Origin of the sequence: Pseudomonas sp. NPDC087614 (assembly GCF_044743485.1) — a bacterium.
GTDB classification, from domain to species: Bacteria; Pseudomonadota; Gammaproteobacteria; order Pseudomonadales; family Pseudomonadaceae; genus Aquipseudomonas; species Aquipseudomonas baetica_A.
Genome location: NZ_JBIUWN010000024.1, coordinates 14,045 through 29,690 on the forward strand (window position 1 = coordinate 14,045; position 15,646 = coordinate 29,690).

Here is a 15,646-nt window from a genome sequence, read left to right on the forward strand (position 1 = left end):
TACAGATAGCCTTCGCGATCAAGCCCGCTCCTGCATTTAATCGCAGCGCTCCCATGAGAACGCGGTCGAATGTGGGGGCGGGCTTGCTCGCGAATGGGCGCGATGCGGTCTTACAGACTGATCGCCGTAGCCTCGAACTTCACTCGCGGATGCGCAATTCGGTCCTGCGCCCGCACCAGTTGCAGTTCGTAACTGGCGCACGCCTGAGTCTCCAGCAACACTTCATGCACCGCCGCCGCCGTGAATTCGAACGCGGCCACCAGGCTGTCGCCCAGCAGCACCCGTGCCAGGAACAGACCGGACGTCAGATCGCCCACGCCCACCGGCTGGCGCGGGAACGCCAGCAACGGACGGCGCAGATGCCAATTGCCCTCGGCAGTCACCAACAACATCTCGAAGCCATCCGCCGGTTTTCCCGGGTAATCCAGATGTTTGACCAGCACCGCTTTCGGCCCGCGCGCCAACAATGCCCGCGCCATCGCCAGGCAATCGAACAAGGACTGCGGCTTGCGCCCGGAGAAGCTGTCCAGTTCCAGTTGGTTCGGACACATAATGTCCGCCACCGCGGCCGCCTCTTCCAACAAGAAGTCGCTGACCTCCGTCGGCACGCGGCACCCCTTCTGCGGGTGCCCCATCACCGGATCACACAGATAAAGCGCCTTCGGGTTGACCGATTTGATGCGCGCAACGCCGCTGAGAATCGCCCGCCCCTGTGCGGCGCTGCCCAGATACCCCGAGAGCACCGCATCGCAGTTGCCCAGTTCGCCAATCGCAGCGATGCCTTCGACCAGTTCGGGAATCTGCTGAGGCGACAGCACTTCACCAGCCCACTGACCGTATTGGGTGTGGTTGGAGAACTGCACGGTGTTGAGTGGCCAGACATTCACCCCGACCCGCTGCATCGGGAAAACCGCTGCACTGTTACCGGCGTGGCCAAACACCACATGGGACTGAATGGCGAGCAGATGAGGCGTACGTTTCATTCGGGTTTTTCCGTAAAACGATTGAAATTCAAGCCGCGCAGTATGCGACGAAACGCAGTCTGTACGACAGACCGGCGACGCAGTTAAGCTGACGCCATCTTTTGGAGTTTGATGTTGATGCTGACCCTCGAAAACATCTTTGTGTTGATGCTGTTTGCCGCTGCCGGCGCGTGGCTTTGGCACAACCACGGCTTGCGCGAGCGAGCGCTGGAGCGGGTCAAGCAGCATTGCCTGAACGTGCGCGTCGAGTTGCTCGACGGCAACGTTGCGCTCAAGAAGATCGGCTTGATCAAGGACGCCAACGGTCGCCGACGTCTGGCGCGGGTGTACACCTTCGAATTCACGGTGACCGGCGAAACCCGCCACAACGGCACCATCACCCAGTTTGGCGCCCACAGCGCGCAGATCGAACTGGCACCCTACCCGGCGCCGTTCGACGATACGCCGCCCGTGGTCGAAGTCCACAAGCCTCGCGCCGAAGTGATCGAACTGAGTCAGTGGCGGCAGGAACACACCAAATGGAAGCCGTGAATCAGCGCGTCTGAATCCGGCACTGCGCTAATCCTGCCTGCAGTTGATCGATATTCTGCGAGTCGGCGAAGATCAGCTCGATTCGCGAATCCTTTCGCCATTCACTGGTTTGCCAAGTCAGCTCGGCGTTATCCAGAGCATTCGCCGAAACCCAACCGTCGGCGCTGTGGATAACCAGTTTGGCCCTGGCCCAGACAAGACTTTGAAGCCAAACAGCCATTCGCTGCTGATCGAACGTCTGGCTCGGATGCCAGCGCCATCCCATGCTCCAACCGCCCTCCTGCGCCTGACTCAGGCAAATCGGTAGCGTCGGATCGCTCCAGACCGCCGGCATCTGCGCCAACCCTTTGGGCGCGACCCAGTTATCCACACCCGCCACCGCTTGCACGGCCAGGCCCGGCAGTTCGCTCAAGGGCAGTTGCGCCTGTTGCGTCCAGATCAGCCTGACGGGCGGCAACTGACTGGCTATTTTCTGGCGGGCGCTCCCATCCAGGCCTTCAGCCTTGTTCAGCAACAGTAAACCGGCACGGTCCAACGCTTGCTGTTGCGCTGTCGGCAGCGCTTTCCCCGCGTTGAGCGACTGGGCATCCAGCACCAGCACACACGGTTGTATCGCCAGTACGCCCTGCCATGGCGCTTCGCTCAGCTGTTCAAGTAACTGCGCGGGATGGCCCAGCCCGGAAGGCTCGATAAACAGCCGATCCGGTTTGGCCTTGCGCAGCAAACGTCCAAGGCCGACCTGAAACGGCGCACCATTCACGCAACACAAACAGCCTCCGGCCACTTCACCCAGTGCGATACCATCGCCATCGCGGGTCAACAGCGCGGCGTCGAGGCCGATCTGGCCGAACTCGTTGATGAGCACGGCCCAGCGTTCACCGACCGGTCGTTGCGCCATGAGCTGGCGAATCAGACTGGTCTTGCCGGCGCCCAAAGGGCCGGCGATGACATGGGTAGGAATGTTCTGCAACATGGCCGGGAATTTTCTGAGGAGAGCGAAGATGCGTTGGAGGGGATGGTCGTTGTTGCTGATGCTGGTGTCGAGCGAAGTGTTGGCCCAGGCCTGCGTGGTGCACAGCCAGAGCGAGCGGCTCGACGTCAAAGTCTGCCAGCAGAACCGCAACATCCCGGAAAAACTGTTCAACGACGGCCTCTGCCAACCCTCGCTGGCCGGGCAAAAAGTCGAGGTGCAGTACCTCGACCAGTGCCCGTCCGGAGCCTTCGGCGTGTGCAGCAACGCGCAAGTCGCCAATATGCCCTATCGCCAGGATACTCACTATTACGGCGTGGCCACGGATGCCGCTTATCTACAGCCCTATTGCGAGGGGCAGAGCCAAGGCAAATGGCTCAAGCCTTGAAGCGTTAGCCGAGCCAGTCGAGGGTCAGAATCAGCCGACGCTCGCCGGCCGCCGGCTGGGGCGAGCGATGAATCAAGCCAAAACCTTCATTGCCGTGCCACTTTTCGCCCTTGAATAACGCGACTTCACCGCTGGCCAGTTGCTGGATCTGTGCCGAGTCTTGCGGCTGCGAATTCGCCTGGCCCAGTTGCTGACGATCCATCGTGCCTTCTTTGAGCCATTGACTGCCGACACCCGCATACGTGGTGATCAGCCGTACCGGCACATGATCAACGTGAAAACGCGGACACATGGCCTTATCCAGCACCCGCAGACGCAAGCCGATACGCCGGGCGCCGAGCAGACAGGCGAAGGCGCTGACCAGCCACTTCAGGTCTGCGATAAAGCCCTCGTAACCCTGCAGATCGCGAAATCCGCCCGCCAACCCGGTGAGATCCGGCTCGGCCTCTTCATCAGCCATCTCCAGGCACAGCGACTCCGCCAAGGGTTCGTTGAGTGACAGTAGCAAATCAGCGAAATCAGCGATGTGCCGCGGTAGTTGCCGCTGCCAGACCGCCAGGTTTGTTTCGTCCTCAAGAATGCGTGCCAGCACTTTGGGCGTGGGCCCCTGATGCTGATAGCGGGTGCAGTTTTGCAACATGTTGAGCGCAAGCATCAGGCGGCCTCTTCATGCCAGGGACCGAACGGATCCGGCATCGATCGCCAACCTTCGACGCCGATCGCCATTTCATCATCGTTCAGCAAACACTCGTCGAGTTCGGCAGAAAGCTGCACGAAATCGATGTTCTGACCGATAAACACCAACTCCTGACGGCAGTCTCCGACGCTGGCGGTCCAGTTTTCCATGATCGCGGCGGTACTGTCCTGATCCTGCGGCCATTGGTTTTTCGGCACGAAACGCCACCAGCGTCCGGCAAAACCATGGCGCATCAAACCACCGGCCTGGGACCAACTGCCCGCGTCAGCAGGCTTGCTCGCCAGCCAGAAGAAGCCTTTGGAGCGCAGCAATTTGCCGTTGAGCCACGGACGATCAATGAAGTTGTAAAAACGCTGCGGGTGGAAGGGGCGGCGCGCGCGATAGGCGGTAGAGGCGATGCCATATTCATCCGTTTCCGGGACGTGCTCACCGCGCAGCTCCTGCAACCAACCGGGGGCTTGCGCAGCTTTTTCAAAATCGAAACGACCCGTGTTGAGAATTTTGTCCAGCGGCACTTCGCCCATGACCATCGGGATTATTTCGGCCTGAGCATTGAGGCGTTTGAGGATGGCGATCAGTTGTTCGCGCTCGCTCTGGCTGATCAGATCGATCTTGCTGATCAGCAACACGTCGGCGAACTCGACTTGCTCAATGAGCAGATCAGTGATGGAGCGCTCGTCCTCCTCACCGAGGGTTTCACCACGGGAGGCAAGGCTTTCGGCGGCCTGGTAGTCGAGGAGAAAATTCATGCCGTCGACGACTGTGACCATGGTGTCGAGACGGGCGATGTCAGCGAGGCTCTGTCCCTGCTCATCGCGGAAGGTGAAGGTCTCCGCCACCGGCAGTGGCTCGGAGATCCCCGTTGACTCGATCAACAAGTAATCGAAGCGGCCATCACGGGCGAGCTTGCTGACTTCCTCAAGCAAGTCCTCACGTAACGTACAGCAGATACAGCCGTTACTCATTTCCACGAGTTTTTCTTCGGCGCGGTTCAGGCTGACATCGCGCTGGACTTCGCTGCCATCAATGTTGATTTCGCTCATATCATTGACGATGACGGCGACGCGCAAACCGTTTCGATTACGTAGTACGTAATTCAAAAGTGTACTTTTACCGGCGCCAAGAAATCCGGAAAGTACGGTGACGGGCAATTCGGCTGACATTGGATAATCCTCATTAGATAGCAGCCGATCAACGCATTGGTTGCGCATAACGTTTTCTAGCCCCCACACGACAGGTTCGTGGAAGGTGAACGCTTGAAATCGGCCGGCTCAGGCTCAGTTCAAATTAATGTTATATTATAACAATATGAATAGACCAGCCCGCCTCTTGCCCAAAACGACGAAGAGCAGGAAGCTGCAACCCCTCTCACGCCCGGGAAACGCTATGAAAAATGCCCTGAAATGCTCGCTATTGAGCCTCACGCTGTTAACGACTGGCAGCGTTTGCGCGCAAATTCCGGAGCTCGCCAAGTGCACACGCAGCGCTAATCTGCTGGCCTGCGTCGATGCCGATGGCAACGCCTATAGCGTCAATACGGTAGGCAACACGCTCTATCTACGCGGCTTTGAAAAAAGCAGCCAGCGTTACTGGGCGCAAACCAACAGTCGGTTCGGTCAACTGACGTTCTTCACCGGCGTCGCCTCCGACGGGGAAGCCTGGGTGGGCTATACCCGTCGGGTTGGTTGGACGACTATCAACCGCTTCTCCAGTTCGGGCGGTAGCAGCGCGAAGTTCACTTGTAGCCGAATCACCGGCTGCTAGGCCTGCGTTTTTTGCCGGGTCTGCTGCCACGCGAGGTAGCTGTCGATGGGCGGATTTTTTTCAAAGTAGCGCTGCAGCCCGTCAAATAATCCATCAGCGACGGCCTGTTGATGCCGCGTCGTGACCAGCCGCTGACTGTCACGCACGTTGGAAATAAAGCCGGTTTCCACCAGGATCGAGGGCACATCTGGCGACTTCAAAACCGCGAAGCCTGCTTGCTCGACGCGTTTTTGGTGCAGCGTAGTAATGCCTGCAAGACTGCCGAGAACCGTTTTCCCAAGCTGCAAACTAGCTGCGATCGTCGCGTTCATCGACATGTCGAGAATCACCCCGGCGAGCATCGGATCCTTGTCTTTGAGGTTGAGCAGACTGGTGGCGCCGAGCAGATCGACACCGTTTTCGCGTTGCGCCATAAAGCGGGCAGTCGCTGATGTCGCGCCACCTTCAGACAGGCAATACACCGACGCGCCAGAGGCCGTCAGACGCGGCGCCGCATCGGCGTGTACCGAAATGAACATGTCGGCCTTGTGCTGACGAGCGATCTCGACACGCTTGCGCAAAGGCACGAAGAAGTCGTCGTTGCGCACCAGCTTCACGTCAAAACCTTTCTCTTTTTTCAGACGTTTGGCGAGCAACTTCGCGATGGATAACACCACATCCTTTTCCCGCTCTCCCTTGGCGCCGACTGCACCAGGGTCCTTTCCACCATGCCCAGGGTCGACAACCACGATGATGTCGCGCTTTGGATGAACCTTATCCAAGGATGTTTCACGTGGAACCATTGGCACTGCAAGGGACTGCTTGGCGCTGACCAAATCCAACACAAGCCGATGCCCCTGACCCTCCTGTGGCGCCAGAAGGAAGCTGTTCAGCAGTACAGGACGGCTCAAATCGAGAACAATCCGCGTATCGCCACGGCCAAAAACGCCGGATCTGATAGATCGAATTACGGTGTTTTTTAACGCTAACTGACTGAAATCTGCGCTGACACTGGCCCCACTGAAATCAATAATGAGTCGCTCCGGAGCACTGAGCGTGAAGGTTTTGTAGCGTACCGGTCCGCTTAAATCGAAGACCAAACGCAGCTTTTCATCTGAACGCCAGAGTCGAGCGTTGCGGATTTGCGTAGCTGACACGCTGAAAGGGAGGGCGAAGGCCGCACTGGCCAGAATCAAATTGAGCAAGTGACGTCTGTGCATATGAAAGCCTGTTCATGAAAAAGACATCGTGATTTGAATTGTTATAATGTAACATCTAATTCAATCAACACGATGGTCCCGAACATGAATTCGATGACACTCCCGGATATCGCCGCGCAGACGGCTCGCCAAGCTTTACCTCTCGAATGGGTGGGCATGTGCGGCATTGAGTTACCCGTGTTGCTGGAAGGCCAACGTCTGAGCGCCAAGGCGGATGCCGGTGTGAGTCTCGATGACGGTGAAGCACGCGGCATTCATATGTCGCGACTCTATGTGTCGTTAGCGGCCCTCGAACACACAAACCTCTCCCCCGGTTTTTTGCGCCAAATACTCCGGCATTTTCTCGATAGCCATGACGGCCTATCCAAAAATGCCTACCTGAATATCCACACCGATCTGCTATTGAAACGCCCCGCTTTGGTGAGCCCGCTGGCCGGGTGGCGATCCTACCCAGTGACCCTTTCAGCCAGCCTGAAAAACGAAATGTTCCACGTGGAACTCAAAATTGACGTGCAATATTCCTCGACGTGCCCTTGCTCTGCAGCACTGGCGAGGCAACTGATCCAGCAACAATTCATTGATGACTTCGCTAACAAACCGCTGCAACACGCCGACGTTTTGTCTTGGCTCGGTACGAACAAAGGCATCGTCGCCACGCCACACAGCCAACGCAGTACCGCACAATTACACGTGCACCTCGATGAATTTATCGATGAGCTGCCGATGAGCACGATTATCAACGATGCTGAAGCAGCCCTCGGCACCGCCGTCCAAACCGCTGTGAAACGTGCTGACGAACAAGCCTTCGCCTTGGCCAACGGACAGAATCTGATGTTCTGCGAAGACGCCGCTCGCCGACTGAATCTGGCCTTACGCCGCTCACCGGGCGTCAACGCCTTTCACCTGCGAGTGATTCACGCAGAAAGTCTGCACGCCCATGACGCCGTCGCCGAAAGTCGTTGGCACCGGGAGAACGCATGATCCGCTGCCAATCCTTGAGCTGGGGCGCACCCGGCCAGCCGCTGACTTCGCCTCTGAGTCTGGAATTCGAAACAGGCAGTCTTACCGCGATCATTGGCGCCAACGGCTGCGGCAAAAGCAGTTTGTTGAAAGTGATGGCGGGCCTGCAAAAACCCCTGGCAGGCCACGTCACCCTGAGCGTTCCACGGCAGAGCGGACTGTCCTTCCTCCCACAACAACAGCATTTGGACCGGCAATTCCCGATTAGCCTGGAAGAGCTCGTGGCCGCCGGATTCTGGGGACGCAGACTGTCGACAACATTGCGTGCCCAGCGCCTCAAAACCGCACTGGAAGACTGGCACCTTGGTGGACTCGAGCGCCGTCCACTCATGGCGCTATCGGGCGGCGAATTACAACGCGCCCTGCTCGCTCGACTTAGCCTGACGGACACACCTGTGCTACTGCTGGACGAACCCCACGCCGCACTCGATGAACTCGGTCAGCAGTTACTCTGGCAACACATCCACGCATGGCATGCAGAGGGACGCACACTCGTCGTGGTGTGTCATGACCTGAGCGCCGTGCGCCAACACATCCCCCAAACCTTGCTGATCAAAAACACTGGCTGCATCTACGGTCCGAGCGCCGAACTGATCCGGCAAACACCTCATACGCAGGTGGCCTGATGCTCACCGTCGCCCACTTCTGGCAGCCGTTCAGCGAGTTCGTCTTCATGCGTCGCGCCTTGTTAGGCGGGCTGGTATTGGCCTGCAGCACCGCCCCCCTGGGTGTGTTTCTGATCTTGCGGCGCATGAGCCTGATTGGTGACGCCGTCGCCCACGGCATCCTTCCCGGCGCCGCATTGGGCTTCTGGTTCGCCGGCCTGAGTCTGCCCGCGCTGACACTCGGCGGCCTCGGTGCCGGTTTGACCATGGCCGGTCTCGCCGCGTGGATCACCCGACGCACGGGCCTGCGCGAAGACGCCAGCCTGGCGGCGATCTATCCAATCTCCCTGGCCGCCGGCGTGCTCATTCTTGGCGTGGCCGGCAAACGCCTCGACCTTTTGCACCTGCTGTTCGGCTCGGCCCTGGCCGTCGATGGACCAACCCTCAATGGCATGTTGTGGGTCTCGGCGCTGAGCCTGATGGCCATGACGCTCATCTACAAACCGCTGCTGCTCGATACCCTCGACCCTCTATTTTTGCGAACCGTCAGCCGCCTCGGCCCGCTCGCCCATGGTGTGTTTCTGACGCTGGTTGTACTGAATCTGGTGATCGGTTTCCAGGCGATCGGTGCGCTGATGGTGGTCGGGCTGATGATGCTTCCCGCTGCGGCCTCACGATTCTGGAGTCGACGCCTCCCCATCCTGATCGCCGTTGCAGCAACCCTGGGTTGCCTGTCGGTATGGCTCGGTTTGTTGCTGTCGTTCTATTACTCACTGCCCAGCGGCCCCGCCATCGTGCTGGTCGCCGGGGCAGGTTATCTGCTGTCCGTGGTGTTCGGACCGGTGCACGGCTTGTTGCGCCGCCCGCCTTTGCTCACATCCCAATGAGGTGTTTCCCGATGCGCGCTCTACTCGTGCTGTTCAGCCTGATGCTATCGATGTCGTTGTCGGCGGCAGAAAAATTGCCAGTGGTCACCAGCTTCAGCATCCTCGCCGACATGGTGCATCAGGTCGGCGGCGAGCATATCCAGATCACCAACATGGTCGGCCCGGACGCTGACGCACACACCTATGAGCCGACACCGGACGATGCCAAAGCCCTGCTCACGGCCAAACTGATCATCAAGAACGGGCTCGGTTTTGAACCATGGCTGGATCGTCTGGTGACCAGCACTGAGACCAAAGCCTCGGTCGTCAGTGCCAGTCACGGCGTGATTCCACGTTCGCTGGATGAGGACGGCGAGACCGTTCCCGACCCGCACGCCTGGCATAATCTGGCCAACACTGAGCTGTACATCGCCAACATCACCAAGGCACTGATCGCGGCTGACCCGGCGAACAAAGCCGATTACGAGCGCAACAGCAAAACCTACCTGACGCACATCTACGCCCTCCTCGCCGAAGCCAAGGCCAAACTGGGTTCGCTACCGCCGGGCAATCGCAAGATCGTCACCAGCCATGATGCCTTCGGTTACCTCGGTCAGGCCTACGGTATCGACTTCATGGCTCCCCAGGGGCTGTCGACCGAACGCGAACCTTCCGCCGCAGAAGTCGCGGCACTGATCACCCAGATCCGCCAGGCCCACGTCAAAGCGGTGTTCATGGAGAACATCAAGGACGCTCGCCTGCTCAAACAGATCGCCGACGAAAGCGGCGCGCACATCGGTGGCACGCTTTACTCGGACGCCCTCGCCGCGAGTGGCCCGGCCAGCACCTTCACCGGCTTGTTCGAATACAACCTCAACACCCTTTACGACGCGCTGAGCCGACCATGATCCGCAAAAATCCTTCAGGTGATTTACCGCACATTGCCGAATCGGCCTATGTCGACAAAACCGCGATCATCTGCGGCAAAGTGGTGATCGGCGAAAACGTCTTCGTCGGCCCGTACGCGGTCATCCGTGCGGACGAGGTGGATGCATCGGGCGGGATGGAGCCGATCACCATCGGCGCCAATTCGAACATTCAGGACGGTGTAGTGATCCACTCAAAGTCCGGTGCCGCGGTGACCATCGGCGAGTTCAGCTCCATCGCCCACCGCTCGATCGTGCACGGCCCGTGCGTGGTCGGCGACCGGGTATTCATCGGCTTCAACAGCGTGTTGTTCAACTGCGTGGTTGGCAGTGGCTGCGTGGTACGCCATAACTCCGTGGTCGATGGCCGCGATTTGCCAGACGCGTTCTATGTGCCCTCCACCACCCGCATCGGCCCGAACACCGACCTGTCGTTATTCGCGCCGGTGAGTGTCAGCGCGTCGGAGTTTTCCGAAGACGTGGCGCGTACCAACGTCGATCTGGTGCGCGGCTACAAAGCCCTGCAGAACGAGTTCTGACCCCTCATTTTGATAAGGCTTTAAAGACGCGTTTACGAACAAGCCCGCTGCCACAAGGTCAACACTAGACCGGTGGCAGCGGGCTTGCTCGCGAAGCATTTAAGCTCTTGGTTTGACGGCGCCGCAATCCTGGCCCAGCCATACCGCGCGGGTTTCCAGACTGCCCTTCTGATTGATACCGATGGCGTTGAACGTACCGTTGGCGACCGTGGTGAATTCACGATCACTGAGGAACGTGGCCACGCCAGTGCCCTGCGCTCTCGGGCAACTGAAGCGGAATTTCCATTGGTTGCCGCTACGCTCGGTGATCTGTTGCTTGCAGCCCGATTGCGGATCAGCCAACGGAATATCATCGGTCGCCACTTGCTGCGGCGTCAGGCAGGCGCGGATGCCTTTACCGCCAATATTGATCCCGTTCTTTTCCAGCGCTGCCCGCTGTTGGGGAGTCATCTGTCCCTGGAGTTGGCCAAGGATCGATTGCACATCCATCGGTTGATCATCGACTTTCACATTGCTCGAGGTCATTTCCCACAGCCCCGGCTGCAGCATCTGCGCCTGAGCCATCACCGGCATTGCCAAACCCAGGCCCAGCGCCAAACCCAGCAGACGAACGTTCATCGATAAACTCCTGATCAGTAGTGGCCGTTAGACGTCAGCCGATTGCTTCGGTTCATGCACCAATTAAATAGCGACATTCGCGATAGAACATGGTCTGTTAAGCATTGAATCTTGCGGAGCAAGGCTGCCCCATGGATTATTTTGGACCGCACATTTTCGGTTATATGATCGCCCTGATACACACCCTCGGATTGATCGCCGCGATTCATGCGGTGTTGACCGTGCGCACGGCTCAGGGCTCGATCGCCTGGGCATTGTCACTGATCTTCATTCCCTACCTGACGCTTATTCCTTACCTGGTGTTCGGACGCAGCACATTCGATGGGTACATCAAGGCGCGACGCCAGGCCAACGAACAGATGCGCCAGGCCATCTCCGAGCTGAACTGGCGTCCATGGGTAGAAGAAGCCCTGACTGCCCGCGCCTCGAATGCCTACGCCTCGCTACGCGCCATGCCCAAACTGGGCCGCATGCCGTGCCTGGCAAACAACCAAGTACAGTTGTTGGTGAATGGCACAGACACCTTCGATGCAATTTTTCATGCCATCGATCAAGCCCGCGAGGCGGTACTGATCCAGTTCTTCATCATTCATGACGACCGACTTGGCCAACGCCTGCGCGATTTGCTGCTCAAGAAAGCCGCCGAAGGCGTGACCATCCATTTGCTCTTCGACGGCATCGGCAGCCACGCCCTGCCCCACAGCTATGTGCAGGCATTGCGTGATGGCGGCGTCGAAGTCAAAGCCTTCGCCACACGCAGCGGCTGGCTCAACCGCTTTCAGGTCAATTTCCGTAACCACCGCAAAATCGTCGTGGTCGATGGTGTGATCGGGTTTGTCGGCGGGCATAACGTCGGCGATGAATACATGGGGGAGAAACCACCGTTGGCGCCATGGCGCGACACTCATGTGCAGGTGCGAGGCCCGGTGGTGGCGTGCATGCAGGAATCCTTTGCCGAAGACTGGTTCTGGGCCGCGCGAACGTTACCGCCGCTCATCTTGCCGGATGAGTACCCCGACGATGGCGTGCTTTGCCAACTGCTCGCCAGTGGGCCGGCGGACGCTTATGAAACCTGTTCCCTGTTTTTCGTCGAAGCCATTCATGCCGCGACAGAACGGGTGTGGATCACCAGCCCTTACTTCATTCCTGACGAAGCCGTATTCGCGGCGTTAAGGCTGGCGGTTTTACGCGGTGTAGATGTGCGCTTGCTGCTGCCTTCGCGTCCCGATCACCGTATCGTCTATGCCGCCTCCAGCCTCTATGCATTTGAAGCGGTTCGGGCAGGCGTGCGCGTATTCCGCTACCAACCGGGGTTCCTGCATCAGAAAGTCGTGTTGATCGACAGTGAGATCAGCGCCATCGGCAGCGCCAATCTGGACAACCGCTCGTTCCGGCTGAATTTCGAAGTGATGCTGCTGACCGTCGACAGCGATTTTGCCGCCAACGTGGAACACATGCTCAACGAGGATTTCGAGCAAGCCTTTGAGATCGCCAAAGAAGAAAGCCGGAAGATCCACCGCCTGCAACAACTCGGCATGCGGATCGCCCGGCTTATTTCACCGATTCTCTAAACGCTCCCTCCTACAGGTTGAGGGAGCGGTGGCTATCAAGGGTGGTAGATGTCGTCACGGGTCCAGGGCAGTTCATGGCTGCCATCGGCGTGCGCTTTCACCGCGAGAATCTGGTGCAGATTGATCCAGCCATGCGCAAATGCGTAAGCACAGCCGGCCAGGTACAGGCGCCAGATGCGCAGCGCCTGATCAGGCACCAGCTTCGCGGCGGCTTCGAGGTTGTCCTCCAGCCGCTCGCTCCAGTGATCGAGCGTACGGGCGTAATGCAGGCGCAGGCTTTCGACGTCGACAATCTCCAGCCCGGCTTCGCTGATCTCGCCCGAGATCATTGCCAGGTGCGGTAGCTCGCCGTTGGGGAATACATATTTCTCGATGAACTCCCCGGCACCACGCCCCACCGGACGACCATCGGTGTGCTTGGCGGTGATGCCATGGTTCATCACCAGACCGCCCTCCTTCACCGCGCCAAACAAGATTTTGCAGTATTCGGCGAGATTGGCGTGGCCGACGTGCTCAAACATACCGACGCTGACCACTTTGTCGAAACGCCCGTCCTGGGGCAGATCGCGGTAGTCGAGCAGTTGCAGTTCGATCAGGTCTTCCAGGCCTTCGGCTTTCACCCGCTCGTGGGCCAGTTCCAGTTGCGCGTTGCTGAGGGTGATGCCCAACACCTTGGCGCCGAACTCCCGGGCGGCGTAACGCGCCAGGCCGCCCCATCCACACCCGACATCCAGCAAATAGTCGCCTGGCTGCAAACGTAGCTTGCGACATAGATGCCGGAATTTGGCTTGTTGCGCCTGTTCAAGCGTTTCGCTGCCGGTCTCAAAGTAAGCGCAGGAGTACGCCATGTCGCTGTCTAGCCAGAGCTGGTAGAACGCGTTGGACAGGTCGTAATGATAGGAGATGGCTTTGGCGTCGGTTTCCTTGTCGTGCAGCGAGCGTACCGGATTGGTGTCGTCATCCTCATCGAACAAAGCAGTGCTCCACTCGTCACAAACACGGATGACCTCGGCAATCGAACCTTCCAGTTCGAGCTTGCCCTCGACAAACGCCGCCCCCAGCGCATCGAGGCTTGGATGGGTCAATTGCGAAACCATCTGGGGATCCTTGACCACGATGGTGACACTGGGCGATGGCCCGAGATTGAACTCATGGCCATCCCAAAGTCGCAGACGAAGCGCAAGCTGCAGATTCTGTAAGGCCGGTGGAAGTTGCGCGAGCATGGAAAACTCCCCCTGTTTCAGACGTCAAATCTGAGGGTAGACCATCCTTGAAAAATAGCAGGCTATCGATTTAATTAGCCTTATCTATTGTGGCGAACGCTCTAACAGGCCTTCCTGCACCCACTGTTTCAACCAGGTCACGGCCTGAAGTGGAGCGCCCTCTTCATAGATGACTGCTAACTCGGCGCACAGTTCGGCGAAACTCCAGCCTTCGTTTACCAAACCATTCAGAGCCTTGGCCTCGGCAGATTCCAGACTGCGGTAATGACAGATCAGATCGTTACGCCAGATCAGGTAGATCTGAGGGGTTTGAAGTGGCTGGCTGGGCGGGAAATCGGTTTGTTCCTTAACGGAACGCCACAGGGCGACGCTGTTGAACCGGCATTCCAGCCACTGAACGCACGGCGCGAGTTTGACCCGCAGCGTTGGCCATTCTTGCGCGGACAGCATCGTCATGGTTTCCAGATTTAACGGCTCACCCGCTGGCGCATCGAAAGCCAAAGTGAATGCCCACTCGAGCCTCGCCATTTCAGCCAAAGGCGCACTGTGTTCAGGCACCAGATGCTCGCGAATAAACCCCTCGAAACCTTTACCCAACCAACGCAGGCTGTAATGCGCCGACGGGTATTGACGCAGGTACGCGGTGGCGAGCGAGTCGAACGCCTCGTCGCCCATCCAGTACCAGATCACCGGAAAATCGTTGCGCAACACTTCCAGTAGACGGGCCTGATAAGCGTTGTGATAGATCGCCAGACCGGTGCCGACATCCAGCGTAGGCCCGCCGATCAGGCTGGCGCCCAGCAGCGGTTGGGCTGTGGCCGCCTCATCCAGCAAATACGACTCGAATGCCAATTGCCATTCTTTCAGGCGCATTGCTGTCTCCCGGCCAGAACCCTTTCACCCAGCGCCCGCGCCTTTTGCAGTTCATCGAGCAACTCTTCAAAAGGCGGAAAGTGATCGTCACGTTCCAGCAAAGTAGCCACCGGCCCGAAGTGCTCCAACGTACGTTGATACAACGCCCAGACGGGGTCGCTCACCGGTTGGTCATGGGTATCGATGACGTAATCGCCGTAGTCGCTGTGTCCCGCCAGATGCAGTTGACGCACCTTGTCGGTCGGCAGGCTGTGAATGAACGTCCACGGATCAAAACCATGATTGCGAGAACTGACGTAGACATTGTTGACGTCCAGCAGTAACTCACAACCGCTCTGCCGACTCAGGGCAGCAAGAAATTCCCATTCCGTGAAATCATCTGAGGCAGCTCGGACATAGCTGGAGACGTTCTCCAGCACCAATGGCCGCTGCAAAACGTCCTGAACGTGGCGCACGCGTTCGGCAATGTATTCAAGACTTTCTTCGGTGTAAGGCAGAGGCAGCAAATCGTGCAACTGATGAGCGTTGCCGCGACTCCAGCACAAGTGATCGGAGATCCACGCGGGGTTGACCCGTTCGGCCAGTTGCTTGAGTTGTTTCAGATAGTCCACATCGAGGGCATGTGGCCCGCCGATGGAGAGTGAAACGCCATGCATCACCAGCGGATAACGCTCGGCAATGGCGTCCAGGTAATACAGGGCTTTACCGCCCTGCACCATGAAATTTTCGGAGACCACTTCAAACCAGTCCACGTTCGGCGACTGTTCGAGGATCTGCTGGTAGTAAGCGCTACGCAATCCCAGGCCATAGCCGAGGAAGGGGTCAGAGGCGGACATGTGCAGACTCCTGTTAAAAAGTGGCCGCAGTGGCGTG

18 protein-coding genes are annotated in these 15,646 nt (G+C 58.5%); 9 read left to right on the forward strand and 9 right to left on the reverse strand.

Features of this window, described 5'->3' with window-relative positions; all coding sequences use genetic code 11:
- Positions 1-110 precede the first annotated feature (110 nt).
- On the reverse strand, positions 111-983 hold the full coding sequence (gene pdxY / locus ACIOWA_RS11790) for a pyridoxal kinase PdxY (RefSeq protein ID WP_401159908.1): 873 nt from the start codon (positions 981-983) through the stop codon (positions 111-113).
- 117 nt (positions 984-1,100) lie between these two features.
- Here pdxY and ACIOWA_RS11795 point away from each other — a divergent pair, with 117 nt between their 5' ends.
- Positions 1,101-1,514: a DUF3301 domain-containing protein gene (locus ACIOWA_RS11795; protein ID WP_339431478.1), complete on the forward strand. Its 414-nt coding sequence runs from the start codon at positions 1,101-1,103 to the stop codon at positions 1,512-1,514.
- A gap of 1 nt (position 1,515) precedes the next feature.
- Here ACIOWA_RS11795 and ACIOWA_RS11800 read toward each other — a convergent pair whose 3' ends face one another.
- Positions 1,516-2,487, reverse strand: a complete 972-nt coding sequence (locus tag ACIOWA_RS11800) for a CobW family GTP-binding protein (RefSeq protein ID WP_401159910.1) — start codon at positions 2,485-2,487, stop codon at positions 1,516-1,518.
- Between the two features lie 28 nt (positions 2,488-2,515).
- Here ACIOWA_RS11800 and ACIOWA_RS11805 point away from each other — a divergent pair, with 28 nt between their 5' ends.
- Positions 2,516-2,872, forward strand: a complete 357-nt coding sequence (locus tag ACIOWA_RS11805; protein ID WP_401159912.1) for an NADH:ubiquinone oxidoreductase — start codon at positions 2,516-2,518, stop codon at positions 2,870-2,872.
- A 4-nt stretch (positions 2,873-2,876) separates the two neighbouring features.
- On the opposite strand, the gene ACIOWA_RS11810 is transcribed toward ACIOWA_RS11805, so the two are convergent.
- Both ACIOWA_RS11810 and zigA read right to left on the reverse strand, forming a co-directional pair.
- Entirely contained in the window at positions 2,877-3,527 is a 651-nt protein-coding gene (locus tag ACIOWA_RS11810; RefSeq protein WP_401159914.1) for a DUF1826 domain-containing protein, read from the reverse strand.
- On the reverse strand, positions 3,527-4,732 hold the full coding sequence (gene zigA, locus ACIOWA_RS11815) for a zinc metallochaperone GTPase ZigA (protein WP_401159916.1): 1,206 nt from the start codon (positions 4,730-4,732) through the stop codon (positions 3,527-3,529). The genes ACIOWA_RS11810 and zigA overlap by 1 nt, the downstream gene beginning before the upstream one ends.
- Before the next feature lie 223 nt (positions 4,733-4,955).
- Between zigA and ACIOWA_RS11820 the strand changes: the two genes are divergently transcribed.
- A complete protein-coding gene (locus ACIOWA_RS11820; RefSeq protein WP_339431473.1) occupies positions 4,956-5,333 on the forward strand; it encodes a glutamine synthetase in 378 nt (125 codons plus the stop codon).
- On the opposite strand, the gene ACIOWA_RS11825 is transcribed toward ACIOWA_RS11820, so the two are convergent.
- Complete coding sequence (locus ACIOWA_RS11825) at positions 5,330-6,532, reverse strand: N-acetylmuramoyl-L-alanine amidase (RefSeq protein WP_401159917.1); 1,203 nt, start codon at positions 6,530-6,532, stop codon at positions 5,330-5,332. The two genes, ACIOWA_RS11820 and ACIOWA_RS11825, sit on opposite strands and share 4 nt — an antisense overlap.
- Before the next feature lie 84 nt (positions 6,533-6,616).
- Between ACIOWA_RS11825 and folE2 the strand changes: the two genes are divergently transcribed.
- Genes folE2 through ACIOWA_RS11850 form a run of 5 tightly spaced genes read left to right on the forward strand, consistent with a single transcriptional unit; the run spans position 6,617 to position 10,488 of the window.
- A complete protein-coding gene (gene folE2 / locus ACIOWA_RS11830; protein ID WP_401159918.1) occupies positions 6,617-7,513 on the forward strand; it encodes a GTP cyclohydrolase FolE2 in 897 nt (298 codons plus the stop codon).
- Entirely contained in the window at positions 7,510-8,178 is a 669-nt protein-coding gene (locus ACIOWA_RS11835) for a metal ABC transporter ATP-binding protein (protein WP_401159920.1), read from the forward strand. The genes folE2 and ACIOWA_RS11835 overlap by 4 nt, the downstream gene beginning before the upstream one ends.
- Entirely contained in the window at positions 8,178-9,044 is an 867-nt protein-coding gene (locus tag ACIOWA_RS11840) for a metal ABC transporter permease (protein WP_401159922.1), read from the forward strand. The genes ACIOWA_RS11835 and ACIOWA_RS11840 overlap by 1 nt, the downstream gene beginning before the upstream one ends.
- Before the next feature lie 11 nt (positions 9,045-9,055).
- Complete coding sequence (locus tag ACIOWA_RS11845) at positions 9,056-9,931, forward strand: metal ABC transporter substrate-binding protein (protein WP_401159924.1); 876 nt, start codon at positions 9,056-9,058, stop codon at positions 9,929-9,931.
- Positions 9,928-10,488, forward strand: a complete 561-nt coding sequence (locus ACIOWA_RS11850) for a carbonate dehydratase (RefSeq protein ID WP_401159926.1) — start codon at positions 9,928-9,930, stop codon at positions 10,486-10,488. Before ACIOWA_RS11845 ends, ACIOWA_RS11850 begins: the two co-directional genes overlap by 4 nt.
- A gap of 99 nt (positions 10,489-10,587) precedes the next feature.
- Here the strand turns inward: ACIOWA_RS11850 and ACIOWA_RS11855 are convergent, their stop codons facing one another.
- Entirely contained in the window at positions 10,588-11,106 is a 519-nt protein-coding gene (locus tag ACIOWA_RS11855) for a DUF3617 domain-containing protein (protein ID WP_339431466.1), read from the reverse strand.
- 131 nt (positions 11,107-11,237) lie between these two features.
- On the opposite strand from ACIOWA_RS11855, the gene cls reads away from it, so the two are divergent.
- The gene (gene cls, locus ACIOWA_RS11860; RefSeq protein ID WP_339431465.1) at positions 11,238-12,677 is read left to right on the forward strand and encodes a cardiolipin synthase; all 1,440 of its coding nucleotides are present in this window, start codon (positions 11,238-11,240) and stop codon (positions 12,675-12,677) included.
- 35 nt (positions 12,678-12,712) lie between these two features.
- Here cls and cfaB read toward each other — a convergent pair whose 3' ends face one another.
- From cfaB to ACIOWA_RS11875, 3 genes are all read right to left on the reverse strand, one after another.
- Positions 12,713-13,900, reverse strand: coding sequence for a C17 cyclopropane fatty acid synthase CfaB (gene cfaB, locus ACIOWA_RS11865; RefSeq protein ID WP_401159929.1), 1,188 nt, complete (start codon positions 13,898-13,900; stop codon positions 12,713-12,715).
- Between the two features lie 84 nt (positions 13,901-13,984).
- Positions 13,985-14,773, reverse strand: a complete 789-nt coding sequence (locus ACIOWA_RS11870; RefSeq protein WP_401159931.1) for a putative DNA-binding domain-containing protein — start codon at positions 14,771-14,773, stop codon at positions 13,985-13,987.
- Positions 14,764-15,609: a DUF692 domain-containing protein gene (locus ACIOWA_RS11875; protein WP_339431462.1), complete on the reverse strand. Its 846-nt coding sequence runs from the start codon at positions 15,607-15,609 to the stop codon at positions 14,764-14,766. The genes ACIOWA_RS11870 and ACIOWA_RS11875 overlap by 10 nt, the downstream gene beginning before the upstream one ends.
- Positions 15,610-15,646: the final 37 nt, after the last annotated feature.